This window comes from Streptomyces sp. NPDC020958 (genome assembly GCF_055562175.1).
Genome location: NZ_JBVHFU010000002.1, coordinates 276,387 through 302,869 on the forward strand (window position 1 = coordinate 276,387; position 26,483 = coordinate 302,869).

Consider the following 26,483-nt stretch of genomic DNA (forward strand, 5'->3'; position numbering starts at 1 on the left):
CCCCCTCCCGAGTGAGGTTCCGGCAATTTCTAGGTAAGTGTCCGGAGACGTCCGTAACCCGGACCCGGGAATTCCCCTCTATGGGGACATGAGCCTCACCGGGACTCCGTTCCTCTACACGACCATCGTCCTGACCGTGGTCGCTCTCATACTGCCGCTCGCCCTGTGGTCGCGGATGCGGGGGCCCAGGATCGTGCGTGCCGCGGCCCGGGTCCTGATGCTGCTGTTCGCTCAGGCCACGGCGGTGACGCTGATCTTCGTACTGGTCAACAACCAGAACAACCTGTACGACAACTGGGCCGATCTCCTCGGCACCGGCAACCACGTCCAGCAGGCCGCCAACCTCGGCCAGGACGGGACCGGCGGCATAGCGCTGAAGACGCTGCCCAAGGTGAAGCAGACCTTCGCCGCGGCCAGCGGACCGGGCATGCGCGGGGTGCAGGTCACGCAGCTCAAGGGCCGGATCTCGGGGGTGAACGCCGAGGTCTACGTGTGGCTGCCGCCCCAGTACAACGAGCCCAGGTACAAGAACCGCAGGTTCCCGGTGGTGGAGCTGCTGCCGGGCTACCCCGGCTCGGCCAAGGCGTGGTTCGGCTCGATGAAGGTGACCCAGCAGCTGGAGCCGCTGATGAGGAGCGGCAGGGTCGCGCCCTTCATCCTGGTCGCCCCGCGCACCAACCTGCTGGCCGGCGTGGACACCGGGTGCGCCAACATCCCGGGCACGGTCAACGCCGACACCTGGCTCAGCATCGACGTCCCGAAGATGGTCACCGACAACTTCCGGGCCGCCCCCGCCCCGGCGAACTGGGCCACCGCGGGCTACTCGGCCGGCGCGCACTGCGCGGTCAAGCTGGCGGTCGCGCACCCCGACCGCTACCGGGCCGCGGTCAGCCTGTCCGGGTACAACGACCCCATCGGCGAGCGCAACTCGCTCGCCGCGCAGAACCTCACCCTGCGCCAGCAGAACAACCCCTACCTGCTGCTGCGAAAGGCGGCCAGCCCGCCCCGGATCGCGCTCTACCTGTCCGGCGAGTCCGGTGACGGCTACCAGGCCGGGGTGGCGCTCGAACAGGTCGCGAAGGCGCCGACCACCGTGCACGTGGTGTTCCTGCCGCGCAGCGACGGCGGCCACAACATGGCGCTGTGGCGGCCCCAGGTGGCGACCGTGTTCGAGTGGCTCACGGTCAACATGGGCCAGAGCCACGTCAAGGGCCGTTCCACTACTCCTCTCGAACCGTCGAGCGCCGGTTCCACGCGCGCGGCGCTCGCCAGTGGTACCGCATCGCGAGCAGGCGCAGTACGAAAGCGGTGACCACCGCGAGCCCGCTGGTGTACGGGGTCAGCGCGTCGTAGTGGATGCACAGCACCACGGTCGTCGCCCCGACGATCGCTGGGACCGCGTACAGGTCGCGGTCCCAGCGCAGCAGCGAGGGAACCTCGTTGGCGAGCACGTCCCTGAGCACGCCGCCGCCGACCGCGGTGGCGAGCCCCAGAGCGGCCGAGGCGGTGAGGTTGAGGCCGTAGGAGTACGCCTTCGTCGTGCCGCTGACGGCGAACAGGCCGAGGCCGGCCGCGTCGAACACCAGGACCGCCGACTGGATGCGTTCGACGTGCGGATGCAGGAAGAACACCACCAGGGCGGCGATGAGGGGGGTCATGAAGTACCCGAGGTCCGTGAAGGCGGCCGGGGGCACCGCGCCGATGATCACGTCCCGGAAGATCCCGCCGCCCAGCGCGGTGACCTCGGCCAGCACGGCGATGCCGAAGACGTCGAAGTTCTTGCGGACGGCCAGCAGCGCGCCGGAGATCGCGAAGACGAAGATGCCGATGACGTCGAGGGTGTGCTGGACGGACGGGGAGAAGAGTTGCTGGAGCTGCACCCTGACATTGTGGACCGTCAGGGTGCGTGCACCTTACAAAGCCAGGCCTACAGGGTCGGTTTGCCAGGGGTGAAGAGCCAGGTGTGGAACAGGTCGTCGAGCTGCTGCCCGGAGACCTTCTCCGCGAGCCGGATGAAGTCGGCGGTGTCGGCGTTGCCGTAGCGGTGCAGTCTCGTCCAGGCGGGGAGCAGCTTGAAGAAGGCCGTGTCGCCGATCCGTTCGCGCAGCATCTGGAGGGTCATGGCGCCGCGCTGGTAGACGGCCGAGGCGAACATGGTGTCGCGCTGCGGGTCGGCGACGGTGATCCCCCAGAAAGGGTTGTCGGCGGCCCGGGCGTTGTAGGCGGCGAGGAAGGAGTCGTGGGCCGACCTGGTGCCCTGGTGCTCGGCCCACAGCCACTGGGCGTAGGTGGCGAAGCCCTCGTTGAGCCAGGTGTCCTTCCACTGCGCCACGCTCACCGAGTCGCCGAACCACTGGTGGGCCAGTTCGTGCACGATCGTCGTCTCGTTGCGCACCGCCGAGTAGGCCGGCTTGCTCTGCACCTCCAGCGAGAACCCCGCCTGCGGCATGTTGTCGACGATCGCACCGGTCTCCTCGAAGGGGTACGGCCCGAAGAGCGAGGCCCAGTAGTCGGTGGCGGCGGCCGTGACGGCGTACACGTCGACGCTGTTGCTGTTGGCGAGGGTGGGGTCGATGGCCACGTAGATCGGTATGCCGGAGGGGGTCTTCCCGGTCCGTACGTCGAACTTGCCGATGGTGGCGGTGGCGAGGTAGGTCGCCATGGGCTTCGACTCGCGCCAGTGGGTGTACGTCGAGGCGCCCTTGTCGTAGGTCGAGACGAGCCGGCCGTTGGACACCGCGGTCAGTCCCTTGGGCGCCTTGACCCTGATGTCGTAGGTGGCCTTGTCGGAGGGGTGGTCGCTGGAGGGGAACCAGGTGGAGGCCGCGTTGGGCTCGCAGGCGACGAAGACGCCGTCGGGGGTCTTCAGCCAGCCGTAGTCGGAACCGAAGACGATGGGGCTGTTGAGGGGCTGGGGTATGCCGCCGTAGGTGACGGAGACGGTGAACTCCCGGCCCCTGGCGAGGAAGTTCCTTGGAGTGACGGTGATCTCGTCGCCACTGCGCGTGAACTCGGCGCGTCTGTTGTTCACCTCGATCCGGGTGACGTCCAGCTTCTGGAGGTCGAGGTCGAAGGAGGAGAGGTTCTGGGTGGCGCGCGCGGTGATCGTCGTACGGCCGTCCAGGCGGCCGGTGTCGGGGGCGTAGGCGATGTCGAGGTCGTAGTGCCGGGCGTCGAAACCGCCGTTGCCGAGCTGCGGGAAGTAGGGGTCGCCGATGCCGTCGGCGCCCGGGGTGGGGGCGGGAGCGGCGGAGATGACGAAGGAGGCGGCTGCCGCGGTCGCGACAGCCGCCAGCCGTGCCGAACGGGAGAGGCGCATGGGTCGTCCCTTTCGAGCGTGCCGGTCAGTGGACGGACACGGACGACTCTGCATGCTCCCGTCAGGGCATGTACATGGCTTTATCGAGACGTGTCATGAGTCACCCCCGGCTGACCCCTGTTCCCGCGTGGAACACGAATGCCCCGGCAGCCCGTTCGGGCCGCCGGGGCATTCACGCGGAGGGTCCGCTCACTTCTCGTCGCGGGTTTCCGGTTCTGCGGATTCGGTCGCGGGCGCGGCCTCGGGCGCGGTCGCGGTCGCGACTTCTTCGCTCGCCGTCTCCGCTGTCTCCGGCTGCGCGGCAGCCGCCTCGGGCGCCTCGGCGGTCTCCTCCGACGCGGCAGTCTCCTCCGCCTCGGTGGTCTCCTCCGACGTGGCGATCTCCTCCGCCGCCGCGGCCACCGCCGCCGACGTCTCCGCCGACTCCTCCAGGGCCGCCTCGCCGACCAGTTCCGCGGCCTGCTTCGCCGCGGTCAGCAGGACCGTGTCCTGCGGTGCCTGGTCGGCGAAGTTCTCCGGGTGGTGGCAGGCGACCTGCTGGCCGGTGCGCAGTTCGAGGAGGCGCGGTTCGGTCGTCCTGCAGATCTCCGTCGCCTTCCAGCACCGCGTGTGGAAGCGGCAGCCGGACGGCGGGGAGATCGGGGACGGCACATCGCCCTGGAGCAGGATGCGCTCGCTCTTCTGGCCTCGCCGCTTCGGGTCCGGGATCGGCACCGCCGACATCAGGGCCTTGGTGTACGGGTGCATCGGCGCCTTGTACAGCGAGTCCCGGTCGGCCAGTTCGACGATCTTGCCGAGGTACATCACGGCGATGCGGTCCGAAACGTGCCGTACCACCGAGAGGTCGTGGGCGATGATCACGTAGGTGAGACCCAGTTCCTCCTGGAGGTCGTCCATGAGGTTCACGACCTGCGCCTGGATCGACACGTCGAGCGCGGAGACCGGCTCGTCGGCCACGACCAGCTTCGGCTTCAGGGCGAGCGCGCGGGCGATGCCGATGCGCTGGCGCTGACCGCCGGAGAACTCGTGCGGGTAGCGGTTGTAGTGCTCGGGGTTGAGCCCGACCACCGACAGCAGCCGCTGCACCTCCTTCTTGACACCGCCCTCCGGCGTCACGCCCTGGAGCTTGAAGGGCGCCCCGATGATCGTGCCGATGGTGTGGCGCGGGTTCAGCGAGGAGTACGGGTCCTGGAAGATCATCTGCACGTCGCGGCGCAGCGGGCGCATGCCGCCGACGCCGAGGTGCGTGATGTCCTTGCCCTCGAACTCGACCGTGCCGCCGGTCGGCTCCAGCAGCCGGGTGATCAGCCGGCCCATCGTCGACTTGCCGCAGCCGGACTCGCCCACGACACCGAGGGTTTCACCGGCCTTGACCTCGAAGTCGAGCCCGTCGACGGCGTGCACGGCGCCGACCTGCCGCTGGAGCAGGCCCTTCTTGATCGGGAAGTGCTTCTGAAGGCCGGTCACCTTGAGCAGGGTCTCGCCCTGGGCCACGCCCCGGGTGGAGACGGCACCGTCGCTCTGCGCGGGAATGGTGACTGCCGCGTCCTTGGTGGGTTTCTCGCTCACAGCTTCGGCGCAATCTCTTCGGTCCAGATCCGCTCCCGCTGCTCCTGCGTCATGTGGCAGGCGGCCCAGTGCCGGCTGCCGACCTCGGTCAGCTCCGGGCGGACCGTGCGGGTGACGTTGTCCTTGGGGACGTCCGCGTACGGGCAGCGCGGGTTGAAGGCGCAGCCGGACGGGATGTTGATCAGGGAGGGCGGGGAGCCCTTGACCGGGATCAGGCGGTCCTGCTGCTCGCGGTCGAGGCGCGGCATCGAGCCGAGCAGACCCCAGGTGTAGGGGTGACGGGGCTCGTAGAACACCTTCTCGGCCGGGCCGCGCTCCACGCATCGGCCGCCGTACATCACCAGGATGTCGTCGGCGAGTTCGGCGACCACGCCCAGGTCGTGGGTGATGACGATGACCGCGGAGCCGAACTCCTTCTGCAGGTCCCGGATCAGGTCGAGGATCTGCGCCTGGACGGTCACGTCCAGGGCGGTCGTCGGCTCGTCCGCGATGAGCAGTTCCGGGTTGTTGACCAGCGACATCGCGATCATCGCGCGCTGGCGCATGCCGCCGGAGAACTCGTGCGGGTAGCTGTCGACCCGCTTGTCCGGCTGGGGGATGCCCACCCGGTCGAGCATCTCGACGGCGCGTCGCTTCGCGGTCTTCTTGTCGACGTCGTGGTGGATGCGGTACGCCTCCACGATCTGCTGGCCGATCGTGTAGTACGGGTGCAGCGCCGACAGCGGGTCCTGGAAGATCATGGACATCTGGCGGCCGCGCAGCTTGCGCACCTCGTCCGGGTCGCTGCCGAGCAGCTCGGTGCCGTCCAGCCAGATCTCGCCGGATATCTGCGCCTTGCGCTTGCCGTACTGCCCGGCGGTGTGCAGGCCCATGATGCCGAGCGAGGTCACCGACTTGCCGGAACCGGACTCGCCCACGATACCGAGGGTCTTGCCCTTCTCCAGCTTGAAGGAGAGCCCGTCGACGGACTTGACCAGACCGTCGTCGGTCGGGAAGTGCACCTTCAGGTCGCGCACTTCGAGGAAGGCGGTCGGAGCGGGCGAGTCGCTCGTGGGCTCGCCCACGGCTGCTCCGCTCTTGCTCAGTTCCGTCATGAGAGCCTCACTCGGGGGTCGATCACGGCGTACAGGATGTCCACCACGAGGTTGGCGATCAGCACCGCGAGAGAAGTGATCAGGGTGACGCCCAGGATGATGGGCAGGTCCTGGTTCCGGATGGCGTCGAGCACCGCGCGGCCGAGGCCGGGCAGGTTGAACGTCGACTCCGTCAGGATGGCGCCGCCGATGAGGGCGCCGAGGTCCATGCCGAGCATGGTGAGGATGGGGGTCATCGTGGAGCGCATGGCGTGCTTGCCGATGACGACCGGCTCCGTGAGGCCCTTGGCGCGTGCCGTGCGGATGTAGTCCTCGCCGAGGATCTCCAGCATGGTGGCGCGGGTGATCCGGGCGTACATCGCCGCGTAGAGGAACGCGAGGGTGATCCAGGGCAGGATCATGCCGCCGAACCAGCCGCCGACGCTCTGGCTGAGGGGCACGTACTGCGCGTCGATCCACTTCAGGCCGAAGGCGAAGATCGCCAGGCTGAGCAGACCGGTGAAGTAGATGGGAAGGGAGACACCCGCCAGGGCGACGACCATCGCGCCGCGGTCCCAGATGCTGCCCCGCTTGAGCGCGGAGAGCACACCGGCCGCGACACCGAAGACCAGCCACAGCACGGCGGCACCGAGCGCGAGACCCAGGGTCACCGGGAAGCGGTCGGTGAGCACCGGCCAGACGGCCTGCTCGCTGCGGAAGGAGTAGCCGAAGCAGGGCGCGGCGCAGTGCGTCACGTCACCGCCGCCGGAGTAGGTGCGGCCGACGAAGATGCCCTTGAAGAACTGCCAGACCTGGGAGTAGATCGGGTCGCTCAGGCCCAGCTTCTGCCGTACGGCCTCGACGGCGGCCGGGTCGGCCTGCTTGCCCACGAAGCTGGAGGCGATGTCCACGCCCGCCCACTTGGGGACGAGGAAGAAGATGCCGAAGACCACCATGACGATGACCACCAGCATCACTGCGGCGGCGAACAGCCGCCTGATCAGGTAAGCGAGCACAGCTTACGGCCCGCCGCGGGGCCGCGGGCCACCGGAGGTCTTCCGATGGCCCGCGACCACGCCGCGCCGGCCTTCACCTGCCTTTCGTGCCGTACGGCGGGTGTGCCGGTTTACTTCTTGGGGTTCTTCAGACCGAGGTTGACGAAGTCGTACGTACCGCTGTAGTTGTCCGTCGTGTAGACGTTCGCCAGGTTGTCCGAGCGCCAGTTGATGAACTTCTCGAAGGTGAAGGGCAGGTAGTACGCGCCCTCCATGACCTTGTGGTTGATCTCGGTCGAGATCTTGGCCTTGCCCGGCTCGTCCAGCGTGGTGACGTACTGGTCGAACAGACCGTCGATGGTCTTGTCCTTGATCAGGGCGTAGTTGTTGTTACCGCTCTGCACGATGTACTTGCTGTCCCACAGCGGCAGACCGAAGCCCTGGACGGTCGGGAAGTCCGGGCCCCAGCCCATGATGATGATGCCGTAGCCCTTCTTCTGGACGTTCGAGGGGCTGCCGATGATGCCGGTGGTCTGCGAACCGTCGTACTGGTCGATCTGGGCGTTGATGCCGATCTTCTTCAGCGACGCCTGGAGCGACTGGGCCGTGGCCACCTCGACCGGCTTGTTGTTGCGGACCGCGATGGTGGTGGAGAAGCCGTTCGGCTTGCCGCAGGCCTTCAGGGCCTTCTTGGCCTCGGCGATGTTGCCGTTCTTGTTGGCACCGGAGATGCCGTACGGGTCGTACTTCTGGCCCTCGGAGCCCGGGACGGACGGCGGGAGCATGTTGGTGCCGATGTCGCCACCGGCGATCGGGCCACCACGGGCGGTCTGCAGCGACACGTGGTCGGCGCCCAGGATGACGGCCTTGCGGCACTCGATGTTGTCGAACGGCTTCACGCTCTGCGGGAAGACCGCGTAACGGATGTAGCCGGAGACCGGGTTGTCCAGGTTGGCCTTGTGCTCCTTCAGGGCGGTGGTGCGGCCCTGCGGGGACATGCCGGTCTGGTTGATGTCCAGGTCCAGGTCACCGTTGAGCAGACGCTGGTCCAGCTGGTTGGCGTCCGAGAAGAACTGGACGGTGATCTTGTCCGGGTACGCCTTGCGGACCGGGTCCGAGGACTGCTTCCACGCGGTGTTGCGCACCAGCGTCAGGCTCTTGCCCGGGCTGTACGACTGGAACTTGTACGGGCCGGAGGAGAACGGGTGCAGGCCGTACTTGGACTTGGTGTCCTGGTCCTGGCGGACCGGGGAGGCCGAGACCAGGGCCAGCACGTCCTGGAAGTCCGAGTTGGCCTTCGGCAGGTGGAAGACGATCGTCTTGTCGTCCGGAGTGTCGATCGCCTTCAGGCCGAGCTTGTCCTTGGACGTGTCCTTGTACGGGCCCTTGTACTCGCCCTTCGGGTCCAGGAAGTCCTTCAGGTAGGTCGGGCCGCCGGACAGCACGTCCTGCGCCCAGACGCGCTCGATGCCGTACTTGACGTCCTTGGACGTGATCGGCTTGCCGTCCTCCCACGTGACGCCGTCACGCAGGGTGTACGTGTAGGTCTTGCCGCCGTCCGTGACCTTGGCCAGACCGGTGGCGAGGTCCGGGGTGAGCTGTGCGCCCGCCTTGCCCGGCTCGGTCTTGCCCGTGACCAGCTGACGGCTGTAGTAGCGCGCGAAGTTCCACATGAAGCCGTAGTAGCCGCGCGTGGTGTCCCACGAGTCCGCGTCCTGGGCACCGCCGAACCGCAGCGTGCCACCCTTCTTGACCAGCGAGGCCTGGGCGACCTTGTTGTTGGCGGCGTCGAAGCCGGCGGCGCCGGACTTCGAACCGTTGTTGTCGCTGCCTCCGCCGCCGCACGCCGCCGTGGTCAGCAGTGCGGCGACCGCAGCAGCGGCGGCAAACGCCTGCTTACGCCGCCCTGAGGTGCGTTGGGTAGTCACGATCTCGGATCCTCCGGATTAGATGAGAGACCCCGTGTTGGTGCCACGGGACGCTTGGGGTACGGCGGTTCAGCGGGAGGCCTTCGGGTCCAGCGCGTCACGCACGCCGTCGCCGAACAGGTTGAAGGCAAGGACGGTGATGAAGATCGCCACACCGGGGACCACCATGTACATGGGGTCGGAGTCGTAGTAGTCGATCGCGCTCGACAGCATCTGTCCCCAGGAGGAGGTGGGCGGCTTGACGCCCACACCCAGGAAGCTGAGCGCCGCCTCGGTGAGGATGTTCGTGGGGATCATCATCGTCGTGTAGACGATGATCGGCGCGACCAGGTTGGGCAGCAGTTCCTTGAACAGGATGTAGAAGCGCCCGGCTCCCAGCGACTTGGCGGCCTCGACGTACTCGCGCTCACGCATCGAGAGGGTCTGGCCGCGCACCACGCGTCCGATGTAGGGCCAGCCGAAGAAGCCGATGACCAGGATCATCACGAACACACGCACGTTGGAACCGGACAGGCCCAGCATGTTGTTCGGCATCACCGAGACCAGCGCGATCGTGAACAGCAGCTGGGGGAAGGCCAGGAGGCCGTCCATGACACGGCTGATGAGCGAGTCCACCCAGCCGCCGAAGAAGCCCGCCAGGATGCCCAGCACGGTGCCGAGGACGACGGCCACGACGGCGGACAGGAAGCCCACCAGGAGCGAGACGCGGGCGCCGTAGAGGATGCGGGCGAGGATGTCGCGGCCGTTGACGGGCTCCACACCCAGCAGGTGGTCGCCGCTGACGCCGCCCAGCGAACCCTTGGGGGTGCCGAACAGCGGGTCGATCAGGCTCTCGTTGAAGTTGTCCGGGTCCTGCCCGAGCAGGTGGGTGATCACTGGCGCCAGCAGGGCGATCACGATGAGGACGAGCACGACGACGCCACCCGTCAGGGCGAGCTTGTCCCGCTTCAGGCGCTCCCAGGCGATCCGGCCCAGGGAACGCCCCTGCACGGCCTTCTCACCGGCGGTGGCAAGCGCCGCTTCTTCGGCCGCACTCGGGGCCGCTTCCGCGGTCGGCTCGTGCAATGGTGCCGTCATCTGGCAGGGACCCCTCTCAACCGGCTGTAGCCGGCTTGCACTTGCCGCTGGTAGCGGCATGATCGCTCTCTCCTGGGCAGGGTTGAACACCCCATGAAGCGCGAGTCTTCAACGCTCCGGCGACTGGTTGCCAGAGTTGACGGCGAATGGATGCGCAACCGTGATACGAGCAAGGCGTTTCGTTATCCGAACACCGGGTAACGCCTGCCGGACGGGGGCAGAGGCGACAAGTCGTCCTACAGGTGGTCAAACCACCACATTCGACAGGAGGGCATGACCTGAATCACACCGTCCCGCCCACTTCGCGACCGGCGGGTGCAAGCGTCAGTAACCGCCGGGCGCGGGTGGATAGCCGTAGCCGGCCGCCGGGGCCGGGGGGAGGGCCGCGTGGGCCTCACGGTCGTAGAACGGGCGGGCCGCCGCTCTCATCCAGAGTACGACCGGGTCGTACTCGTCGGTCATCGCCACGGTGGACACCGGCAGGCCGTCCGGGACCGCGCCGATCGACTGCTGCATCATCGCCCGCACCGAGTCCACCGCCGGCGGCGACGTGTCGTACACGTCGAGGCCGATCGCCAGGTACGGTGCGCCGAGCGCGGGCTGCACCCAGGCGCGGCGCAACGAGCGGACCGCGGGCGTACGGTGGGCGTTCTGCGACAGCAGGGCGTAGAACTGCGGGATCTCGATGGTCGGTTCGGCCAGCCGCAGCGGACCGGCCGGCTGCCGGTCCAGGCCCGTGGCGATGCGGCGCAGGTCCAGCCAGGGGATGCCGACCCCGCCGCCCGGGGCGTGCGGGTTGAGCCAGAGGCCGAAGTGGTCGGGGTACAGGGTGCGGGCCACGTCGAGGCCGTCGACCACCTCGTACGAGCGGTTCCAGCCGCTGGCCGACAGCTCCTGGGCGGAGGTCACGCAGGGGGCGTAGCCGTGCCCTTCCACCTCCATGTTCCCGTACTGGGCGTCGGGGGAACCGGACTGGCCGTGCCAGAGCAGCATCCAGATCTGGCCGGAGGCGGGTGTGGCGAGGGCGCGGAGGAGTGCCTCGTAGGCGTCGTAGCGCCCGGGGGTTACCTGGCGCAGCATGTGCTCGACCTGTCCGGTCGCCGCGGTGCCGCTGGCGCTCACGTGTTACCGCCCCTTCGTTCGTCGCCCCGCGTGTGGAGCTTGCCCCGCGTTTGGGGACAGCTTAAGCGTCCAGGGGGTGGGGGCCGATGGTCCGTGCGCGGGTACGGGTCCGGCCGCGCGGGAAAGGGAGCCTCAGTGGCCGTACTGGTAGAAGGGGCGCACGTGGTCCCGCATCCAGTGGGCGACCGGGTCGTCCGCCACGTCCAGCAGGACCAGGTTGACCGGCCAGGGCACCGGGACGCGTCCCAGCGCCTTGCCCAGGGCCTCCAGGGGCAGGGCGCGCAGGTCCCCCTCCCACTGGGTGAGTTCGACGCCGACGAACATCACCGGGTCGGCCGTCTCGATCGCGGCCAGGCAGCGGCGGGCCGTGGCGACCACGCCGATCGCCGCGAACTCCGCCGAGGCCGCCCCCAGGAAGTCCATCGGGTCGTCCTGCCAGTCCGGCTCGAAGAGGCGCACCCGGCCGCCCGAGGCGGGTCCGTCCAGTTCGGTGCGGCCGACCCGGCACAGCTCGGCGACGCCCTCCGGCGGCAGCGGAAGGCCCACCACTCCCCCGGGGTTCACGGCGATGCCGACCTGCGGGGGCAGGCCGCGGGCGAACTCGACGGCGGGGGCGATGGTGTACGACAGGTGCGAGCCGACCACCAGGCGGAACTGCTCCTCGGAGCTGAAGACCGGGACGTACACCTGGCCGGCGATCTCCGTGGTGGGCAGGTCGAGGGAGCCGCTGTGCGGGCCGCCGCCCTCGGGCAGCGGGACCCACAGGAAGCTACGGCCCAGCACCTCGATGAGTCGGCCCCCCGCCGCGGGCACGCCGAGGGAGGCCGACAGCACCTCCTCCAGTTCGTTGCCGGGCCAACCGCCGTGCGGGTGGGGGTGTGCCTGTGCCGGGAAGTCCGCGGGAAAGTCCGCCGGGAAGTCCATCTGCCTACCGCCTGCTGGAAACCACTGCTGAGGCTGGAAAGGCTAGCGGGTGACACCGACAAAGCCAGCAGCCGATCGGGCCGCACAGTTTCTGCCCACGCAGCCCGCACAGCCCGCACGAGCGCGGCGCACGCGGAGGCGGTGGCCGGCGCGGTCAGGTCGTGAAGGCGATGCGGCGCAGCGCGTCCGCCGCGTCGCGGTCGAGGAGGAGCGCCGCTCCGCAGCCCGGGGGCAGTGCGCCCTTCTCGACGGAGCGGATGAGCCGGGCCGCCGCCCGGCGGTGGCGCAGGAAGGCGTACCGCGAGACACCCCGGCCGCGCTCGCGCTGGCCGTCGAGGGCCGTGTCCGGCGTGACGTCGAGCAGCAGCAGGTGCAGGGTGGCGCCGCGGCGGCGCGCCTCCCGGGCCAGCCAGTCGCGCACCCAGACCTGTGTTCCGCAGTCGTGCACGGCCACGCCCTCGCCGGTGCGCAGGGCGCGGCGCAGGGTGGCGTAGTGGGCGAGGCGGACCAGCGGCCGGTAGACGGCGTACGGCAGGAAGCGGGCCAGCCGGGCGTCCCAGCGGTCGCGGGTGTCCTGGGAGTCGATCCGTGTGCCCTGGACGGTGCGCCGCATCAGCGTGGACTTCCCGCTGCCCGGCAGCCCGGTGACCACGACCAGGTCACGGGGGCCGAAGCGCAGGCCGTGCGGGCTGTGGCCGGCGCGGTCGCGCAGGTCGCGGACGACCGGTGCGACGGGGAGATCGCCGCACCGCTCGCGGGCCGGGGCCGTCGGCTGTCCGGGCAGGGCGATGCCCGTCGTGGTCGCGTACGCCGTGGTCCTTGTCACCGTGATCGTCCTCCCTGGGGGTTCAGGAAAGGTTTTCCCCACATAATGTAAAGAGAAGGTAATGCACGGTGTCTCGCGGTTCCGTTCGCTTCCTGCCACAGGCCCGTCACAAAGGAGCGCGGCACGTCCGGCCTGCCGCGGCCGCGGACGGCGTGCAATGATGTCCGCGCCAACTGCATACCGGCCGCTTGAATCCGCGCGGGAGAGTCCCCGGCACCACGGTGCCCGGGGCGCCGAAGGAGCAAGTCCCTCCCTTGAATCTCTCAGGCCCCGTTACCGCGCGGGCGAGGCACATCTGAAAAGCGGGCCGCTGTGTCAGTGGCTCCACCCAAGGTGCAAGCCGTGCCCCCGCGTGGGTCAGGGCGAACCTCTCAGGTTCCGATGACAGATGGGGAGGACAGCGGGGAGGACCGCCCTCGCCTGTCACGCCTTTGGGACCCTTGGGAGACGACCGACCGATGAGCAGTACCGATTCCGCCGCACCCCGCCGCACCGCGCTCGATGCCCTGCACCGCTCGCTCGGCGCGACCATGACCGACTTCGCCGGCTGGGACATGCCCCTGCGCTACGGCTCGGAGCGCGACGAGCACCTCGCGGTGCGCACCGCGGCCGGCCTCTTCGACCTCTCCCACATGGGCGAGATCACCGTGACCGGGCCCGAGGCGGCCGGGCTGCTGAACCACGCCCTGGTCGGGAACATCGCCTCCGTCGGGCCGGGGCGCGCCCGCTACACCATGATCTGCCGGGCCGACGGCGGCATCCTGGACGACCTGATCGTCTACCGCACGGCCGACACCGAGTACCTGGTGGTCGCCAACGCCTCCAACGCCCAGGTGGTCCTCGACGCGCTGCGGGAGCGTTCCGCCGGCTTCGACGCCGAGGTGCGCGACGACCGGGACGCGTACGCCCTGATCGCCGTCCAGGGGCCCGAGTCGCCCGGGATCCTGAAGTCCCTCACCGACGCCGACCTGGACGGCCTCAAGTACTACGCCGGGCTGCCCGGCACCGTCGCCGGGGTCCCGGCGCTGATCGCCCGCACCGGGTACACCGGCGAGGACGGCTTCGAGCTGTTCGTGAAGCCGGAGCACGCGGTGGAGCTGTGGCAGGCCCTGACCGAGGCGGGCAGGCCGGCGGGGCTGGTGCCCTGCGGCCTGTCCTGCCGGGACACCCTGCGGCTCGAAGCGGGCATGCCGCTCTACGGCCATGAGCTCACCGCCTCGCTGACCCCCTTCGACGCCGGGCTCGGCCGGGTGGTGAAGTTCGACAAGGAGGGCGACTTCGTGGGGCGCGAGGCGCTCACCGAGGCGGCCGCCCGCGCGGAGTCGGACCCGCCGCGCGTCCTCGTCGGCCTGGTCGCCGAGGGCCGCCGGGTGCCGCGCGCCGGTTACCCGGTGGTCGCCGCCGGCAAGGTGATCGGCGAGGTCACCTCCGGTGCCCCCTCCCCCACCCTGGGCAGGCCGATCGCGATGGCGTACGTCGACGCGGCGCACTCGGCGCCCGGCACGGCCGGGGTCGGCGTGGACATCCGGGGCAGTCACGAGCCGTACGAGGTCGTGCCGCTGCCGTTCTACAAGCGCCAGAAGTAGCCACCGCAGGTGACGCCGAGCACATCGTCGCCGCTCGCGCACGCCTTCCGCAGTTCCCCCTTCACCAGCACTCCCCCGCGTACAGGAGAATTCAGGACATGAGCAACCCCCAGCAGCTGCGTTACAGCAAGGAGCACGAGTGGCTGTCGGCCGCCGAGGACGGCGTGGCGAAGGTCGGCATCACGGAGCACGCGGCCAACGCGCTCGGTGACGTCGTCTTCGTCCAGCTCCCGGCGGTCGGCGACACGGTGACCGCGGGCGAGACCTGCGGCGAGCTGGAGTCGACCAAGTCGGTGTCCGACCTGTACTCGCCGGTCACGGGCGAGGTCACCGAGGTCAACGAGGACGTCGTGGAGGACCCGTCGCTGGTGAACTCGGCCCCCTTCGAGGGCGGCTGGCTGTTCAAGGTGCGCTTCGCGGACGAGCCGGCCGACCTGCTCTCCGCCGACGAGTACACCGCCTTCGCCGCCGGCTGAGGGCCGCCCACGCCCCCATCGCCGGCCGACGGCCGCAGGAACACCGGCTTAGGAGTCGTAGAAACAGATGTCCGTCCTGAACACGTCCCTGCACGAGCTCGACCCGGAGGTCGCCGCCGCGGTCGACGCCGAGCTGGTGCGTCAGCAGTCCACCCTGGAGATGATCGCCTCGGAGAACTTCGCTCCGCTCGCGGTCATGGAGGCCCAGGGTTCCGTCCTCACCAACAAGTACGCCGAGGGCTACCCGGGCCGCCGCTACTACGGCGGCTGCGAGCACGTCGACGTCACCGAGCAGATCGCCATCGACCGGGTGAAGGAGCTGTTCGGCGCCGAGTACGCCAACGTGCAGCCGCACTCCGGTGCCTCCGCCAACCAGGCGGCCCTGTTCGCGCTGGCCCAGCCCGGGGACACCATCCTCGGTCTGGACCTCGCCCACGGCGGTCACCTGACCCACGGCATGCGCCTGAACTTCTCCGGCAAGCAGTTCGACGTGGTCGCCTACCACGTGGACAACTCCGGTCTGGTGGACATGGCCGAGGTCGAGCGGCTCGCCAAGGAGCACCGGCCGAAGGTGATCATCGCGGGCTGGTCGGCGTACCCGCGCCAGCTGGACTTCGCGGAGTTCCGCCGGATCGCCGACGAGGTCGAGGCGTACCTGTGGGTCGACATGGCCCACTTCGCGGGCCTGGTGGCGGCGGGGCTGCACGAGAACCCGGTGCCGTACGCCGACGTGGTCACCTCCACCACCCACAAGACGCTGGGCGGTCCGCGCGGCGGCATCATCCTGGCGAAGAAGGACTTCGCGAAGAAGCTGAACTCGTCCGTCTTCCCGGGTTTCCAGGGCGGCCCCCTGGAGCACGTGATCGCGGCGAAGGCGGTCTCCTTCAAGGTCGCCGCCTCGGAGGAGTTCAAGGAGCGCCAGCGTCGTACGGTGGAGGGTGCGCGCATCCTGGCGGAGCGGCTGACGGCCGCCGACGCCCGCGAGGCCGGTGTGAACGTCCTGTCCGGCGGTACGGACGTCCACCTGATCCTCGTCGACCTGCGCGAGTCCGAGCTGGACGGACAGCAGGCCGAGGACCGGCTCCACGAGGTCGGCATCACGGTCAACCGCAACGCCGTCCCGAACGACCCGCGCCCGCCGATGGTCACCTCGGGGCTGCGGATCGGCACCCCGGCGCTGGCCACCCGCGGCTTCACGGCCGAGGACTTCGCCGAGGTCGCGGACGTGATCGCCGAGACGCTGAAGCCTTCCCACGACGCGAAGGCGCTGAGGGTCCGGGTCGAGGCCCTGACCGCGAAGCACCCGCTCTACCCCGGTCTGAACAAGTAGTTCCCCGGCGGGGGCGCCCGACGGCGTGTGCCCCCGCCCTTTTCCAAGGAGTTCCCGTGGCCATCTCGGTCTTCGACCTGTTCTCGATCGGCATCGGCCCGTCGAGCTCCCACACCGTCGGCCCGATGCGCGCGGCCCGGATCTTCGCGCGCCGCCTGCGCAACGAGGAGCTGCTGCCCTCGGTCGCGCGGATACGTGCCGAGCTGTACGGATCCCTCGGCGCCACCGGTCACGGCCACGGCACCCCGAAGGCGGTGCTGCTCGGTCTGGAGGGCGCCTCGCCGCGCACCGTGGACGTGGAGACGGCGGACGACCGGCTGGAGACGATCAAGACCTCGGGGCGGCTGTCGCTCGTGGGCGAGCACGAGATCGCGTTCTCCTTCGACGACGACCTGAAGCTGCACCGCCGCAAGGCGCTCCCCTACCACGCGAACGGCATGACCCTCTGGGCGTACGACGCCTCCGGGGCGGAGCTGCTGTCCCGGACCTACTACTCGGTCGGCGGCGGGTTCGTCGTCGACGAGGAGGCGGTCGGCGCGGACCGCATCAAGCTGGACGACACCGTCCTGAAGTACCCCTTCCGCACGGGCGACGAGCTGCTGCGCCTGACGAAGGAGACCGGTCTGTCGATCTCCGCGCTGATGCTGGAGAACGAGCGGGCCTGGCGGACGGAGGACGAGATCCGCGCCGGGCTGCTGGAGATCTGGCGGGTGATGCAGGCGTGCGTCTCGCGCGGGATGTCCCGGGAGGGCATCCTGCCGGGCGGGCTGCGCGTGAAGCGCCGGGCCGCCGTGACCGCCCGCCAACTGCGCGCCGAGGGCGACCCGTTGGCCCACGCGATGGAGTGGATCACGCTCTACGCGATGGCCGTGAACGAGGAGAACGCGGCCGGCGGCCGGGTGGTGACCGCGCCCACCAACGGCGCGGCCGGCATCATCCCGGCGGTCCTGCACTACTACATCAACTTCGTGCCCGGCGCCGACGAGGACGGCGTGGTCCGCTTCCTGCTGGCCGCCGGCGCGATCGGCATGCTCTTCAAGGAGAACGCGTCCATCTCCGGCGCCGAGGTCGGCTGCCAGGGCGAGGTGGGCTCGGCCTGCTCGATGGCGGCGGGCGCCCTCGCCGAGGTCCTCGGCGGCTCTCCGGAACAGGTCGAGAACGCCGCCGAGATCGGCATGGAACACAACCTCGGCCTCACCTGCGACCCGGTCGGCGGCCTGGTCCAGATCCCCTGCATCGAGCGCAACGGCATGGCCGCGGTCAAGGCGGTCACCGCGGCCCGCATGGCCATGCGCGGCGACGGCTCCCACAAGGTGTCCCTGGACAAGGTCATCAAGACCATGAAGGACACGGGCGCCGACATGAGCGTCAAGTACAAGGAGACGGCCCGCGGCGGGCTGGCGGTGAACATCATCGAGTGCTGATGGGACGGGCCCTGACCAGCGCGGCATGCGAAGAACCACGGTTCCTGCCCGTGAAGGCCCGGGGCGAGCCGTCGCCGCCGGACGACGACCGGCCGGCCCTTCCCGAGGAGCCGGCGGAGACGCCCCGGCGCCCCGGTTCGCCTCGGCCGCTGAGCCCGGGGAAAGCGGGCGCCGGTGTGCCGCAGACTGGTGTCGATCAGTTGACCGACCCAGGGGATGGATTCCATGGCCGAGCGGCCCTTGACGCTGATGGCAGTGCACGCCCACCCGGACGACGAGGCCACGAGCACGGGGGGTGTCCTCGCGCGGTGTGCGGCGGAGGGCATCCGCACGGTGCTCGTCACCTGTACCGACGGCGGCTGCGGTGACGGGCCGGGGGGTGTCAAGCCGGGCGACCCCGGGCACGACCCGGCCGCCGTCGCCGCGCTGCGCCGGCGCGAACTGGAGGCGAGCTGCGAGGTCCTGGGGATCGGTCATCTCGAACTCCTCGGCTACGCCGACTCCGGGATGATGGGCTGGCCCGCCAACACGGCGCCGGGATCGTTCTGGAGCACGCCCGTGGACGAGGCGGCCGCCCGGCTGGCCGAGCTGATGCTGCGTCACCGGCCCGATGTCGTCGTGACCTACGACGAGAACGGGTTCTACGGCCACCCCGACCACATCCAGGCGAACCGGATCACGATGGCCGCGCTGGCGCTGACCGACGTGGCGTCCAAGGTGTACTGGACGACGGCACCGCGCTCGATGATGAAGGAATTCGGGCGGGTGATGCGCGAGTTCGGCGAGGACCTGCCGGAGCCGGACCCGTCCGAGGACCCGGCGATGCCCGAGATCGGGCTGCCCGACGAGGAGATCACCACGTGGGTGGACACCACCGGGTTCGGCGGCCGGAAGTTCGACTCGCTGGCCGCGCACGCCAGTCAGGGGGAGAACATCTTCTTCCTGCGCATGGGCAAGGAGAGGTTCACCGAGCTCATGGGCGTGGAGACGTTCGTCCGCGTCCACGACACCACCGGCGCCCCGCTGCCCGAGGACGACCTCTTCGCGGGCCTGCGCTGAATACGCCGATACACCCGGCGGGTCGTACAGCCAGAACCGTACGCAGGACCTGGGCAGCTGTCCGGACGACATGGCCGCCCGGGATCAACTGCACCCGCGACTGGGAAGTATGAGGATCGGCGGCCCCCCGGGCGGGGAATACGGAGCACGAGATTCCAGCTCCTGTCCCCCCACCGGCACCCAGGGAGTCCCCCATGCTGCACGGCATCGATGTGAGCGCGTACCAGTCGTCCGCGTACGACACGGACGGCCTCTCCTTCGTCTTCGTGAAGGCGACGGAGGGGCGTTCGTACGTCAATCCGAAACTCGCCGCCCAGACGAAGCGGGGCCGGGACGCCGGACTGGTCGTCGGCTTCTACCACTTCCTGTGGCCCGGCGACCTCACCGCGCAGGCCGAGTACTTCGTCGCGCACGCCCCCGAGAAGGCGGGCGACATCCTCGCCGTCGACTGGGAGACCACCGGCGACGGCACCCACGCGAGCAACGCCGAGAAGGACGCCTTCATCCGCAAGGTGAAGACGCTGCGCCCCGGCCACCGCGTGATCCTCTACACGAACCGCAACTACTGGCTCACCGTCGACAGGACCTCCTACGCGGGGGACGGCCTGTGGATCGCCGACTACGTGACGGCGGGCAAGCCCCGCATCAAGGCCGGCTGGCGGTTCCACCAGTACACGAGCGACCCGCACGACAAGAACGTCGCGAACTTCGCGACCAAGGACGCGCTCAAGCAGTGGGCCGGGGACGCGTGACGGACGGTCTCCGGCACGGAGCCCGTCAGGCCCGGAAGTCCGCCGGCCGTTCCCTGGACGCCTCGGAGAGGGCCTTGCGGACCTCTTCGACGCCCGCCCGCAGGCCGTAGACCGGGGTGCCCGGCTGCTGGCGCCAGGAGTCGTCGATGCCGCCGTTGTCGACCGTGTCGAAGCCGAGTTCGTCGATCAGGGCGATGACGGTCCGCTTGGCCTGCTCGTCGTCGCCGGAGACCGGCAGGGCCTGGCGGTCGGGGTCCCCGGCGGGGCGGTGGCGGTCGAGGATGTCCTGGGCGAAGGTGCCGTTGAACGCCTTGATCACCGGGTGGCCGAGGTGCCGTTCGGTCCAGCGGCTCTCGGTCAGGCCGTCGTCCTCGATCTCGGCGATCCGGCCGTCCCGCTGCTGCGGGTAGTAGTTGCCGGTGTCGATCACGGCAGCGCCTTCGGCCGCCCCGTCCAGGAGGCCGGCGGGAAGGTCGGGAACCGCCTTCAGCGGGACCGTGACGACCACGACCTGCGCACCCCGGGCCGCTTCCTCGGCCCGTACCGCCCTCGCTCCGGTCTCCTCGACGAGCGCGGTGAGCGTCTCGGGACCGCGTGAGTTCGCCACGGACACCTCGTGGCCGAGGGCGGTGAGCCGCCGGGTGAGGTTGCCGCCGATGTTGCCCGCGCCGATGATGCCGATCTTCATGAGGGACCTTCCCTACGTCGATGCACACGCATACGAATCTGCTGTCCGGCATCAACCCCGGGTCCGCCCGGTTCATTCCGGGCAGGGGGCACCCTCACCCGTTCGCCGGGTGCCCCCTCCCCTCGCCTCACTTGCTCAGGTAGGCCCAGAACTCGTCGAACGACAGAACCTTGTCGCCGTTGAGGTCGCGGGTCCTGATGACGGCCTCGGCCACCGTGTCGGTGACGTTCCAGTCACCCCCCTGAGCGAGCGCGGACTTGAACTCGGCGGCGGTGATGAAACCGTCACCGTCCGCGTCGATCCGCTGGAACTGCTGGCGTGCTTCGTCGATGTCCGCCACCGATCCGCCCCTCTGTGTCCGTGTCTCTGCTGTCGTACCGGTGCCGTACCGGCGTACTGTCGCAGGTCAGATTAACGGTCCAGGCGAGCCGTCAGTGCCGCGGACAGCCAGGAGAACTCCTCGGCGTGCACCGCGAGGGGCTGTCCCTTGAGCACGCAGAGCAGTTCGCGGTAGCGCGCCACGCGGTCATTGAAGGCCGCGTCCAGCCGCGCCAGCACGGCGGCGGGTTCGGCGTCGCCGAGCACCTTGCGCAGCACCTCGTCGGCCTCCGGGTCCTGCGGGACGACGCCCCGGCGCCGGGCGTCGCCCACCACTTCGACGAGCTGCTTCACGAACCACATCGAGGCTCCGGCGGGCGCCTCGGGCGTCCGGTCGGCCGCGTTGAACTCCGTCGCCCTGCGCATCTGCGCCCGGAACCGTGGATCCTGGACCATCTCGGCCAGTTCCACCCAGGCGTCGACCTGCTCCGGGGTCGGGTCCTCGGGCAGGTCGGCCACGGTGGCGAGCATCCGCTCGCGGATCTCCGGGTCCACGGTGTCCAGGCCGTGCAGCGTCTCCTCGACGAACTCCTCCAGGATCCGCCGCCGCTCGGCCGCCGACAGCCGTGCCAGTCTGTTCATCAGGGTCGTCTCCTTCGCACTCGCACCACGTCGTGCCACGGTCGACAGCACCGCACGGGTCACCTTCAGGGACCGGATCTGCGCGTCCAGGGCGGCCACGTGCGTCTCGGCGACCTCCGCCACGGTCCGCTCGCCGGAGAGCACCTCGCGCACGTGCCCGAGGCCGAGCCCCAGTTCGCGCAGGGTGCGGATCAGTTCGAGGCGGGCGAAGGACTCGGCGTCGTACAGCCGGTAGCCGCCGGCGGAGCGGGTCACCGGGGTGAGCACGCCCTCGTCGGACCAGAAGCGGATGGTGCGCACGGTCAGCCCGGTGGCGCGCGCCAGCTCGCCGATGGTGAAAAGTCCGGTGCCGTCTTCGATCATGTCTGCGAGTGTGGGCCTTCCAGTGGGTGGAGACTCAAGGAGCACGGTGGCGGGGACCCTGCGGGACATTCTCGACGCGGCGGCGGACGGCGTCTTCCCGCCCGCCGACGGCGGCACCACGGTCGTACCGCAGCCGTCCCCGCGGGACGCCGGGGTGCTCTCCTTCACCGCGCACTCGGTGGTGTTCGTGGACGAGGACCCGCGGTGGGTGTACGAGGCCCTGCGCGCGGTCCCCTGCGATCCCCTGTGCGCGAGCATGAACGCGCGGTTCCTCACCGCCCTGATGGACCGCACCGGACGGGAGCAGGAGACGATCGACGCGCTGCTGGTCGCCGCCCCGCTCCCCGGCCGCCCGGACCTGCCCCTCACCGAGCTCACCGGCGCCGACCACTCCCGGGTCGCCTACGCCCGGACCCGCCGCGACGAGGTGCGGGCCTGGGCGGGGGACGGCGGGGTGGTCGTGCTGGGCCGTGGTGTGGCGGGGCGCCTGGAGGTCTCGGTGGAGGTGGCCGAGGGGGCACGGCGGGGGCTGGGCCGCGCCCTGGTGACGGCCGCCCGGCAGCTCGCCGGGGAGCCGCTGTGGGCGCAGGTCGCCCCGGGGAACGCCCGCAGTGCCCGGGCGTTCCAGGCGGCCGGCTACGTCCCGGTCGGCGCCGAGGCGCTGCTGCTCAGGACCTGAGCCCCAGCACCCGGACCCGAGCACCCGGACCTCGGCACCCGGGCCTCGGTGCCCGGCATCAGTGCCAGGGCTCGTAGTACGGGTTGCTCTGGCAGTCGTCCATGATCTCGACCTTCCTGACCTTGTCGACCGGGCACACGCCGATGATGTACTGCCGGGCGACACCGCCGGGGAAGGCCACCTCGACCTGGTCGGCCCAGCGGTGGGTGTCGCCGATGGTCCTGTTGACGTCGACGCCGCCGGGGGCGTCGATGTAGTAGTTCCAGCCGGACTTGTACCAGGTCTTGTAGAGGTCGTGGTCGTAGGTCGTCGAGACGTACGGGGAGGGCTGGTTGACGAGGACGTACTTCTCGATGTCGTACTGGCCGGTCGCGACGTCCTTGGGGAGGAAGCCGACCGGGAAGACCTTGTCGGGCGAGCGGCTGTCGCTGCGGTAGAGGGTGCCGCAGGTGGTGCGCCAGACCGGGGCCGGGGTGATCCGGTCGACGTCGACGTCGTGGTCGGCGGCGGCCTCGAGCTTGTCCTCGAACTGGGGGCAGGCGGGCGCGGCGGCCCGGGCGGGGGTGGCGGTCGCGGTCGACGGTACGGCGGCCGTGGTCGCGAAGACGGCGGCCAGGGACAGGACGGCGGCAGCGGCACGCCGCCGCAGACGAGTGGTGAACATGGCAGCACGATGTCGGCCCGGCCGGGCCGCCTCGGGGACCGTCACTCGTTCAGCGGCGTGTCCTGTTGTCCCGCGGTCAGCGGAAGACCCCGGTGTGGCCGAGCGAGTAGCGGCCCGGCTGCGGGTAGACGGCGAGTCCGTGCGGGCCGCTGCCGACGTGGATGCGGGCGAGTTCGGTGCCGGTGCCGGTGTCGATGGCGTACACCTCGGAGTTGTACCGGCCGGACAGCCAGAGGACCTTGCCGTCCGCCGACACCCCGCCCATGTCCGGGCTGCCGCCGCCCGGCAGCCGCCACTTGTCGGTCAGCCGGTCCTGCGCGAAGTCGAAGACGGAGATGGTGCCCTCGCCCCGGTTGGAGATGTACATCCGGCGGGAGTCCCGGCTGACGTACAGTCCGTGGGCGCCCTTGCCGGTGGCCAGGAAGGTGGGTTTGGCGAAGGTGTCGCCGTTCAGGACCCACAGCCCGTCGGCCATCATGTCGGCGATGTAGAACCGCTTGCCGTCCGGGGAGGCCTTGACGTCCTGCGGCATCGCGCCGTGGAACGGCAGCTTCTCCTGCCGGAGCACCTCCATCCGCGCCGTGTCCACCTTGAGCAGTTCGCCGCTGAACTCGCAGGAGACGATGAAGTACTTGCCGTCGATGGAGAAGTCGGCGTGGTTGACGCCGTAGCAGCTGACCGGGAGGGCCTTGACGGTCTTCATGGTGTGCGCGTCGCGGAAGACCAGCTCGCGGTCGTTGGAGGCCATCACGATCGCGTACTTGCCGTCGGGGGTGAAGTACAGGTTGTAGGGGTCGTGCACGGCGACCGGCCGGCCGGCCTCACCGGTTCTCGGATCGATGGGGGTGAGGCTGTTGCCGAGGTCGTTGTTGACCCACAGCGTCTTCAGGTCCCAGGACGGCACCACGTGCTGGGGCTGCCGGCCGACGGGGATGGTCCGGATCACCCGGTACGTCTTCGGGTCGATCACCGAGACGGTGTCGGAGTTGGTGTTGGGGACGTAGACCAGGGACGGGAAGCCCTTGACGACCGGGGAGAGCAGGCCGGGCCGGTCGGCCGCGTACATGTCCTTGGGGTCGAGGACCGGGGGCATGCCCGGCAGTCCGTCGACGGCCGGTTCCTCCTGCCTGGCCTGTGGCCGAGCCGGAGCGGTGCTGCCGGCGGCCGCGGGCCGGTCGGAGTCGTCGCTGCACGCGGAGAGCAGCGCGAGGGCGGTGAGGGCGGCGCCCGCGGCCAGCAGAGGGGCGGCTTTCTTGGTTCGCATCAGCTCAGCAGCTCCGTGGTGGTCACCGCGCGCAGTCCACGGCGGTGGAGTTCTTGGAGTACGACGGGGAGGGCGGCGATCGTGTCGGGATACCCGAGGTGCATGCTCACCACGGAGCCGCCCCTGACCTCCGCGAGCACCTTGCGGGTGATGGCCGGCGCGCCGGGGCTGGTGTAGTCGAGCGAGTCGACGTCGTACGACAGCACGTGCGGGTATCCGGCCGCGACGGCGAGGCGGGCGACCAGCGGTGAGGCGGTCGCCGCCCTGGACGGGCGGAACCAGCGGCCGATCGAGCCGGTGAGCCGTCGCAGGCGGTCGGCGCAGTCGGTGATCTCCTTGCGTGCGCCGTCCTCCGCCATGGCGTTGATGGAGATGTGTCGTTGCGTGTGGTTTCCCAGCTCGTGACCGCCGTCGAGGATGCGGCGGGCGATGGTGGGATACGCGTCGAGCCAGCTGCCGACGGCCAGGACGGTCAGGTGGGCGCCGTGCTGCTCGGCGGTGGTGAGGAGCTGGGTGGCGAGGGCGGGGTCGCCCTGGCCGTGGAAGGTGAGCGCGACGTTCGCGCGGTCGCGGGGGCCGTGGGTGACTTGCGCGGGGAGACGGTCGGGGGACGCCGGGGCGGAGGTCGGGGCGGGGGTGGGGGTGTCGGTGGGCGGTGCTGCGCTGGCCGTACCGGTGTTGCCGCAACCGGTGGCCATGGCGCCTCCGGCGACCAGGCCGGCGCCTGCTCGGAGGACGTCACGTCGGTTGGTGGGGGTCACTTGCCCTATTTAAGGGGGATAAGGTAAGAAAAGTGGCCATTGACGTGCCTAGCGGTCGGCCACCCGCATCTCGAACCACGTCGTCTTGCCCCGCGGGAGCAGGTCGACTCCCCATCTGTCGGACAGCTTGTCGACCAGGAACAGGCCCCGGCCGCTGATGTCCAGCTCCTGAACCGGCATCAGGCACGGCAGTCCGCGCGACGGATCGCGCACCTCCACCCGGATCCAGCCGGGGCGGCGGCGCATCCGCAGGCCGAAGACCCGGGCGCCGGTGTGTCGCACCGCGTTGCCCACCAGTTCGGAGACGAGTAAGACCGCGTCCTCCGTCATCTTGGGGGTGAGGCGCCACTGACGGAGGATGACCACCTGGGCCAGCCGGCGGGCGGTCGCGGCGGACTCGGGGCGGGACGGCAGCGGAACCTCCGCCTCCGTCGGGTTGCCGAACAGTTCGATCGCCTTGAGCGCCTGCTCGTCCTCGACCGCAGGCGACCACCGTGCCGCGGCCGCACGGCTGTGTCCCCGCGGCTGTTCGATGCCCTCCAGCCCCGCCATGCCCCCATCATGGCCGTCCAGAGCACACCGCGGGGCCGTTCCGGAGGAATAGGCCCCCGGGGAGGCCTGGCCCGGGGACCGTCGATCGGCATATGCCAAAGGCATTTCGGGGTCTCTGAAACCCCTCTCCACCTGCGACGACGACTCATCTCCGGGCAAGCGACGGGCCCCCTCGGCAAGGCAGAATTAAGGGTGCCTTAAGGCTCCCATAAACCGCCCCATCGAGGGACCCGGAATCAGACATCACGTCAATTGCAAGTGCTTCGGCCCCTTCACAACAGGTCGAAGATCACAGGAACTTGGCCTTGCCGGGCCCTTCCTCCACGAAGCTCCGCATGCCACGCTCCCGGTCCTCGGTCGCGAAGAGGCCCGCGAACCAGTTCCGTTCGACGGCGAGGCCGGTCTCCAGGTCGGTCTCGACGCCGGTGTCGATCGCCTCCTTCGCGGCCCGGAGCGCGATCGCGGGCCCCTGGGCGAGCCTGGCGGCCCAGGCGTGTGCCTCGGTGTAGACGTCGGCGGCCGGTACGACCCGGTCGACCAGGCCGATGGCGAGCGCTTCGTCGGCCTTGACCATCCGGCCGGTGAAGATCAGGTCCTTGGCCCTGGAGGGGCCGACCAGCCGGGGCAGCCGCTGGGTGCCGCCGGCCCCCGGGATCAGCCCGAGCAGGATCTCGGGCTGCCCGAGCTTGGCGTTGTCGGCGGCGATCCGGTAGTCGGCGCACAGGGCGAGTTCGCAACCGCCGCCCAGCGCGTAGCCGGTGACGGCGGCGACGACCGGCTTGGGGATCCGGGCGACGGCGGTGAAGGAGTCCTGGAGGTCACGGGCGCGCAGGACCATGGCCGCGTGGTCCATGTTCTGCATTTCCTTGATGTCGGCGCCCGCCGCGAAGACCTTCTCGCCGCCGTAGACGACGACGGCACGGACGTCCTCGCGACGGGTGGCCTCCTGCGCCAGCTCCCTGATCCGGTCCTGGGTGGCGACGTCCAGCGCGTTCATGGGCGGCCGGTCGAGGCGGATCGTACCGACGCCTTCGGCGACTTCGAGGGTTACAGTCATGCCCCGCAGGTTAGCGGGCGTTCACCGAGCCCGCC

26 protein-coding genes and 2 riboswitches are annotated in these 26,483 nt (G+C 70.0%); of the genes, 8 read left to right on the forward strand and 18 right to left on the reverse strand.

The window, feature by feature from the left end; genetic code table 11:
• Positions 1-88 precede the first annotated feature (88 nt).
• Complete coding sequence (locus ACZ3KP_RS07125; protein WP_467497109.1) at positions 89-1,312, forward strand: alpha/beta hydrolase; 1,224 nt, start codon at positions 89-91, stop codon at positions 1,310-1,312.
• On the opposite strand, the gene ACZ3KP_RS07130 is transcribed toward ACZ3KP_RS07125, so the two are convergent.
• The 10 genes from ACZ3KP_RS07130 to ACZ3KP_RS07175 all read right to left on the reverse strand — a co-directional run bounded on the left by ACZ3KP_RS07130 (position 1,221) and on the right by ACZ3KP_RS07175 (position 12,839).
• On the reverse strand, positions 1,221-1,880 hold the full coding sequence (locus ACZ3KP_RS07130; RefSeq protein ID WP_132889710.1) for a trimeric intracellular cation channel family protein: 660 nt from the start codon (positions 1,878-1,880) through the stop codon (positions 1,221-1,223). The two genes, ACZ3KP_RS07125 and ACZ3KP_RS07130, sit on opposite strands and share 92 nt — an antisense overlap.
• 47 nt (positions 1,881-1,927) lie before the next feature.
• The gene (locus tag ACZ3KP_RS07135; RefSeq protein WP_467497112.1) at positions 1,928-3,319 is read right to left on the reverse strand and encodes a M1 family metallopeptidase; all 1,392 of its coding nucleotides are present in this window, start codon (positions 3,317-3,319) and stop codon (positions 1,928-1,930) included.
• A gap of 189 nt (positions 3,320-3,508) precedes the next feature.
• Positions 3,509-4,888: an ABC transporter ATP-binding protein gene (locus ACZ3KP_RS07140; protein ID WP_467497114.1), complete on the reverse strand. Its 1,380-nt coding sequence runs from the start codon at positions 4,886-4,888 to the stop codon at positions 3,509-3,511.
• Positions 4,885-5,982 (reverse strand): ABC transporter ATP-binding protein, encoded by a 1,098-nt coding sequence (locus tag ACZ3KP_RS07145; protein WP_132889706.1) that lies wholly within the window; start codon positions 5,980-5,982, stop codon positions 4,885-4,887. Before ACZ3KP_RS07145 ends, ACZ3KP_RS07140 begins: the two co-directional genes overlap by 4 nt.
• Complete coding sequence (locus tag ACZ3KP_RS07150; RefSeq protein ID WP_132889705.1) at positions 5,979-6,977, reverse strand: ABC transporter permease; 999 nt, start codon at positions 6,975-6,977, stop codon at positions 5,979-5,981. The genes ACZ3KP_RS07145 and ACZ3KP_RS07150 overlap by 4 nt, the downstream gene beginning before the upstream one ends.
• A 110-nt stretch (positions 6,978-7,087) precedes the next feature.
• Positions 7,088-8,884 carry an ABC transporter substrate-binding protein gene (locus tag ACZ3KP_RS07155; RefSeq protein ID WP_467497117.1) on the reverse strand — a complete coding sequence of 599 codons (1,797 nt, stop codon included), beginning with the start codon at positions 8,882-8,884 and terminating at the stop codon, positions 7,088-7,090.
• 69 nt (positions 8,885-8,953) lie between these two features.
• On the reverse strand, positions 8,954-9,961 hold the full coding sequence (locus tag ACZ3KP_RS07160) for an ABC transporter permease (protein ID WP_132889703.1): 1,008 nt from the start codon (positions 9,959-9,961) through the stop codon (positions 8,954-8,956).
• Positions 9,962-10,285: 324 nt separating this feature from the next.
• Positions 10,286-11,083: an enhanced serine sensitivity protein SseB C-terminal domain-containing protein gene (locus tag ACZ3KP_RS07165; protein WP_132889702.1), complete on the reverse strand. Its 798-nt coding sequence runs from the start codon at positions 11,081-11,083 to the stop codon at positions 10,286-10,288.
• Between the two features lie 132 nt (positions 11,084-11,215).
• Positions 11,216-12,007, reverse strand: coding sequence for an enhanced serine sensitivity protein SseB (locus ACZ3KP_RS07170; protein WP_467497120.1), 792 nt, complete (start codon positions 12,005-12,007; stop codon positions 11,216-11,218).
• A 154-nt stretch (positions 12,008-12,161) separates the two neighbouring features.
• Positions 12,162-12,839 (reverse strand): AAA family ATPase, encoded by a 678-nt coding sequence (locus ACZ3KP_RS07175; RefSeq protein WP_467498055.1) that lies wholly within the window; start codon positions 12,837-12,839, stop codon positions 12,162-12,164.
• A gap of 183 nt (positions 12,840-13,022) precedes the next feature.
• Positions 13,023-13,122: riboswitch (glycine riboswitch) on the forward strand.
• Positions 13,123-13,231, forward strand: a riboswitch (glycine riboswitch). It abuts the riboswitch before it with no gap.
• A gap of 60 nt (positions 13,232-13,291) precedes the next feature.
• Here ACZ3KP_RS07175 and gcvT point away from each other — a divergent pair.
• From gcvT to ACZ3KP_RS07205, 6 genes are all read left to right on the forward strand, one after another.
• Positions 13,292-14,419 (forward strand): glycine cleavage system aminomethyltransferase GcvT, encoded by a 1,128-nt coding sequence (gcvT, locus tag ACZ3KP_RS07180; protein WP_467497122.1) that lies wholly within the window; start codon positions 13,292-13,294, stop codon positions 14,417-14,419.
• A gap of 98 nt (positions 14,420-14,517) precedes the next feature.
• Complete coding sequence (gene gcvH, locus ACZ3KP_RS07185; RefSeq protein ID WP_358974777.1) at positions 14,518-14,895, forward strand: glycine cleavage system protein GcvH; 378 nt, start codon at positions 14,518-14,520, stop codon at positions 14,893-14,895.
• 67 nt (positions 14,896-14,962) lie between these two features.
• A complete protein-coding gene (glyA, locus tag ACZ3KP_RS07190; protein ID WP_467497124.1) occupies positions 14,963-16,225 on the forward strand; it encodes a serine hydroxymethyltransferase in 1,263 nt (420 codons plus the stop codon).
• Positions 16,226-16,281: 56 nt separating this feature from the next.
• A complete protein-coding gene (locus ACZ3KP_RS07195) occupies positions 16,282-17,649 on the forward strand; it encodes an L-serine ammonia-lyase (protein ID WP_467497126.1) in 1,368 nt (455 codons plus the stop codon).
• A 225-nt stretch (positions 17,650-17,874) separates the two neighbouring features.
• Positions 17,875-18,708 (forward strand): PIG-L family deacetylase, encoded by an 834-nt coding sequence (locus ACZ3KP_RS07200; protein WP_358974764.1) that lies wholly within the window; start codon positions 17,875-17,877, stop codon positions 18,706-18,708.
• A gap of 194 nt (positions 18,709-18,902) precedes the next feature.
• Complete coding sequence (locus ACZ3KP_RS07205) at positions 18,903-19,460, forward strand: glycoside hydrolase family 25 protein (RefSeq protein WP_358974762.1); 558 nt, start codon at positions 18,903-18,905, stop codon at positions 19,458-19,460.
• Positions 19,461-19,485: 25 nt separating this feature from the next.
• Here the strand turns inward: ACZ3KP_RS07205 and ACZ3KP_RS07210 are convergent, their stop codons facing one another.
• The 3 genes from ACZ3KP_RS07210 to ACZ3KP_RS07220 form a co-directional block, all read right to left on the reverse strand.
• The gene (locus tag ACZ3KP_RS07210; RefSeq protein WP_467497129.1) at positions 19,486-20,148 is read right to left on the reverse strand and encodes an NADPH-dependent F420 reductase; all 663 of its coding nucleotides are present in this window, start codon (positions 20,146-20,148) and stop codon (positions 19,486-19,488) included.
• 127 nt (positions 20,149-20,275) lie between these two features.
• Positions 20,276-20,488: an EF-hand domain-containing protein gene (locus tag ACZ3KP_RS07215; RefSeq protein ID WP_132889692.1), complete on the reverse strand. Its 213-nt coding sequence runs from the start codon at positions 20,486-20,488 to the stop codon at positions 20,276-20,278.
• 71 nt (positions 20,489-20,559) lie between these two features.
• Entirely contained in the window at positions 20,560-21,471 is a 912-nt protein-coding gene (locus ACZ3KP_RS07220) for a helix-turn-helix domain-containing protein (protein WP_467497131.1), read from the reverse strand.
• On the opposite strand from ACZ3KP_RS07220, the gene ACZ3KP_RS07225 reads away from it, so the two are divergent.
• Positions 21,470-22,150, forward strand: coding sequence for a GNAT family N-acetyltransferase (locus ACZ3KP_RS07225; RefSeq protein ID WP_467497133.1), 681 nt, complete (start codon positions 21,470-21,472; stop codon positions 22,148-22,150). The genes ACZ3KP_RS07220 and ACZ3KP_RS07225 overlap by 2 nt on opposite strands.
• Before the next feature lie 58 nt (positions 22,151-22,208).
• Here the strand turns inward: ACZ3KP_RS07225 and ACZ3KP_RS07230 are convergent, their stop codons facing one another.
• From ACZ3KP_RS07230 to ACZ3KP_RS07250, 5 genes are all read right to left on the reverse strand, one after another.
• Positions 22,209-22,814, reverse strand: coding sequence for an ADP-ribosyltransferase (locus tag ACZ3KP_RS07230; protein WP_467497135.1), 606 nt, complete (start codon positions 22,812-22,814; stop codon positions 22,209-22,211).
• A gap of 76 nt (positions 22,815-22,890) precedes the next feature.
• Positions 22,891-24,078 carry a YncE family protein gene (locus ACZ3KP_RS07235; RefSeq protein ID WP_358974749.1) on the reverse strand — a complete coding sequence of 396 codons (1,188 nt, stop codon included), beginning with the start codon at positions 24,076-24,078 and terminating at the stop codon, positions 22,891-22,893.
• Positions 24,078-24,839: a polysaccharide deacetylase family protein gene (locus ACZ3KP_RS07240; protein WP_358974746.1), complete on the reverse strand. Its 762-nt coding sequence runs from the start codon at positions 24,837-24,839 to the stop codon at positions 24,078-24,080. Before ACZ3KP_RS07240 ends, ACZ3KP_RS07235 begins: the two co-directional genes overlap by 1 nt.
• Positions 24,840-24,887: 48 nt before the next feature.
• Positions 24,888-25,391 carry an ATP-binding protein gene (locus ACZ3KP_RS07245; RefSeq protein ID WP_165939398.1) on the reverse strand — a complete coding sequence of 168 codons (504 nt, stop codon included), beginning with the start codon at positions 25,389-25,391 and terminating at the stop codon, positions 24,888-24,890.
• Positions 25,392-25,680: 289 nt separating this feature from the next.
• Positions 25,681-26,448 carry an enoyl-CoA hydratase/isomerase family protein gene (locus tag ACZ3KP_RS07250; protein ID WP_358974741.1) on the reverse strand — a complete coding sequence of 256 codons (768 nt, stop codon included), beginning with the start codon at positions 26,446-26,448 and terminating at the stop codon, positions 25,681-25,683.
• Between the last annotated feature and the right edge of the window lie 35 nt (positions 26,449-26,483).

What these genes read in the sequence shown, in the direction of transcription:
- ACZ3KP_RS07135 (WP_467497112.1), bottom strand. Translation starts at nt 3,319, where the DNA reads ATGCGCCTCTCCCGTTCGGCACGGCTGGCGGCTGTCGCGACCGCGGCA.
- glyA (WP_467497124.1), top strand. Translation starts at nt 14,963, where the DNA reads ATGTCCGTCCTGAACACGTCCCTGCACGAGCTCGACCCGGAGGTCGCC.
- ACZ3KP_RS07230 (WP_467497135.1), bottom strand. Translation starts at nt 22,814, where the DNA reads ATGTTCACCACTCGTCTGCGGCGGCGTGCCGCTGCCGCCGTCCTGTCC.
- ACZ3KP_RS07200 (WP_358974764.1), top strand. Translation starts at nt 17,875, where the DNA reads ATGGCCGAGCGGCCCTTGACGCTGATGGCAGTGCACGCCCACCCGGAC.
- ACZ3KP_RS07170 (WP_467497120.1), bottom strand. Translation starts at nt 12,007, where the DNA reads ATGGACTTCCCGGCGGACTTTCCCGCGGACTTCCCGGCACAGGCACAC.
- ACZ3KP_RS07235 (WP_358974749.1), bottom strand. Translation starts at nt 24,078, where the DNA reads ATGCGAACCAAGAAAGCCGCCCCTCTGCTGGCCGCGGGCGCCGCCCTC.
- ACZ3KP_RS07145 (WP_132889706.1), bottom strand. Translation starts at nt 5,982, where the DNA reads ATGACGGAACTGAGCAAGAGCGGAGCAGCCGTGGGCGAGCCCACGAGC.
- ACZ3KP_RS07220 (WP_467497131.1), bottom strand. Translation starts at nt 21,471, where the DNA reads ATGATCGAAGACGGCACCGGACTTTTCACCATCGGCGAGCTGGCGCGC.
- ACZ3KP_RS07245 (WP_165939398.1), bottom strand. Translation starts at nt 25,391, where the DNA reads ATGGCGGGGCTGGAGGGCATCGAACAGCCGCGGGGACACAGCCGTGCG.
- ACZ3KP_RS07125 (WP_467497109.1), top strand. Translation starts at nt 89, where the DNA reads ATGAGCCTCACCGGGACTCCGTTCCTCTACACGACCATCGTCCTGACC.
- ACZ3KP_RS07160 (WP_132889703.1), bottom strand. Translation starts at nt 9,961, where the DNA reads ATGACGGCACCATTGCACGAGCCGACCGCGGAAGCGGCCCCGAGTGCG.
- ACZ3KP_RS07205 (WP_358974762.1), top strand. Translation starts at nt 18,903, where the DNA reads ATGCTGCACGGCATCGATGTGAGCGCGTACCAGTCGTCCGCGTACGAC.
- gcvH (WP_358974777.1), top strand. Translation starts at nt 14,518, where the DNA reads ATGAGCAACCCCCAGCAGCTGCGTTACAGCAAGGAGCACGAGTGGCTG.
- ACZ3KP_RS07250 (WP_358974741.1), bottom strand. Translation starts at nt 26,448, where the DNA reads ATGACTGTAACCCTCGAAGTCGCCGAAGGCGTCGGTACGATCCGCCTC.
- ACZ3KP_RS07210 (WP_467497129.1), bottom strand. Translation starts at nt 20,148, where the DNA reads ATGAAGATCGGCATCATCGGCGCGGGCAACATCGGCGGCAACCTCACC.
- gcvT (WP_467497122.1), top strand. Translation starts at nt 13,292, where the DNA reads ATGAGCAGTACCGATTCCGCCGCACCCCGCCGCACCGCGCTCGATGCC.
- ACZ3KP_RS07225 (WP_467497133.1), top strand. Translation starts at nt 21,470, where the DNA reads ATGTCTGCGAGTGTGGGCCTTCCAGTGGGTGGAGACTCAAGGAGCACG.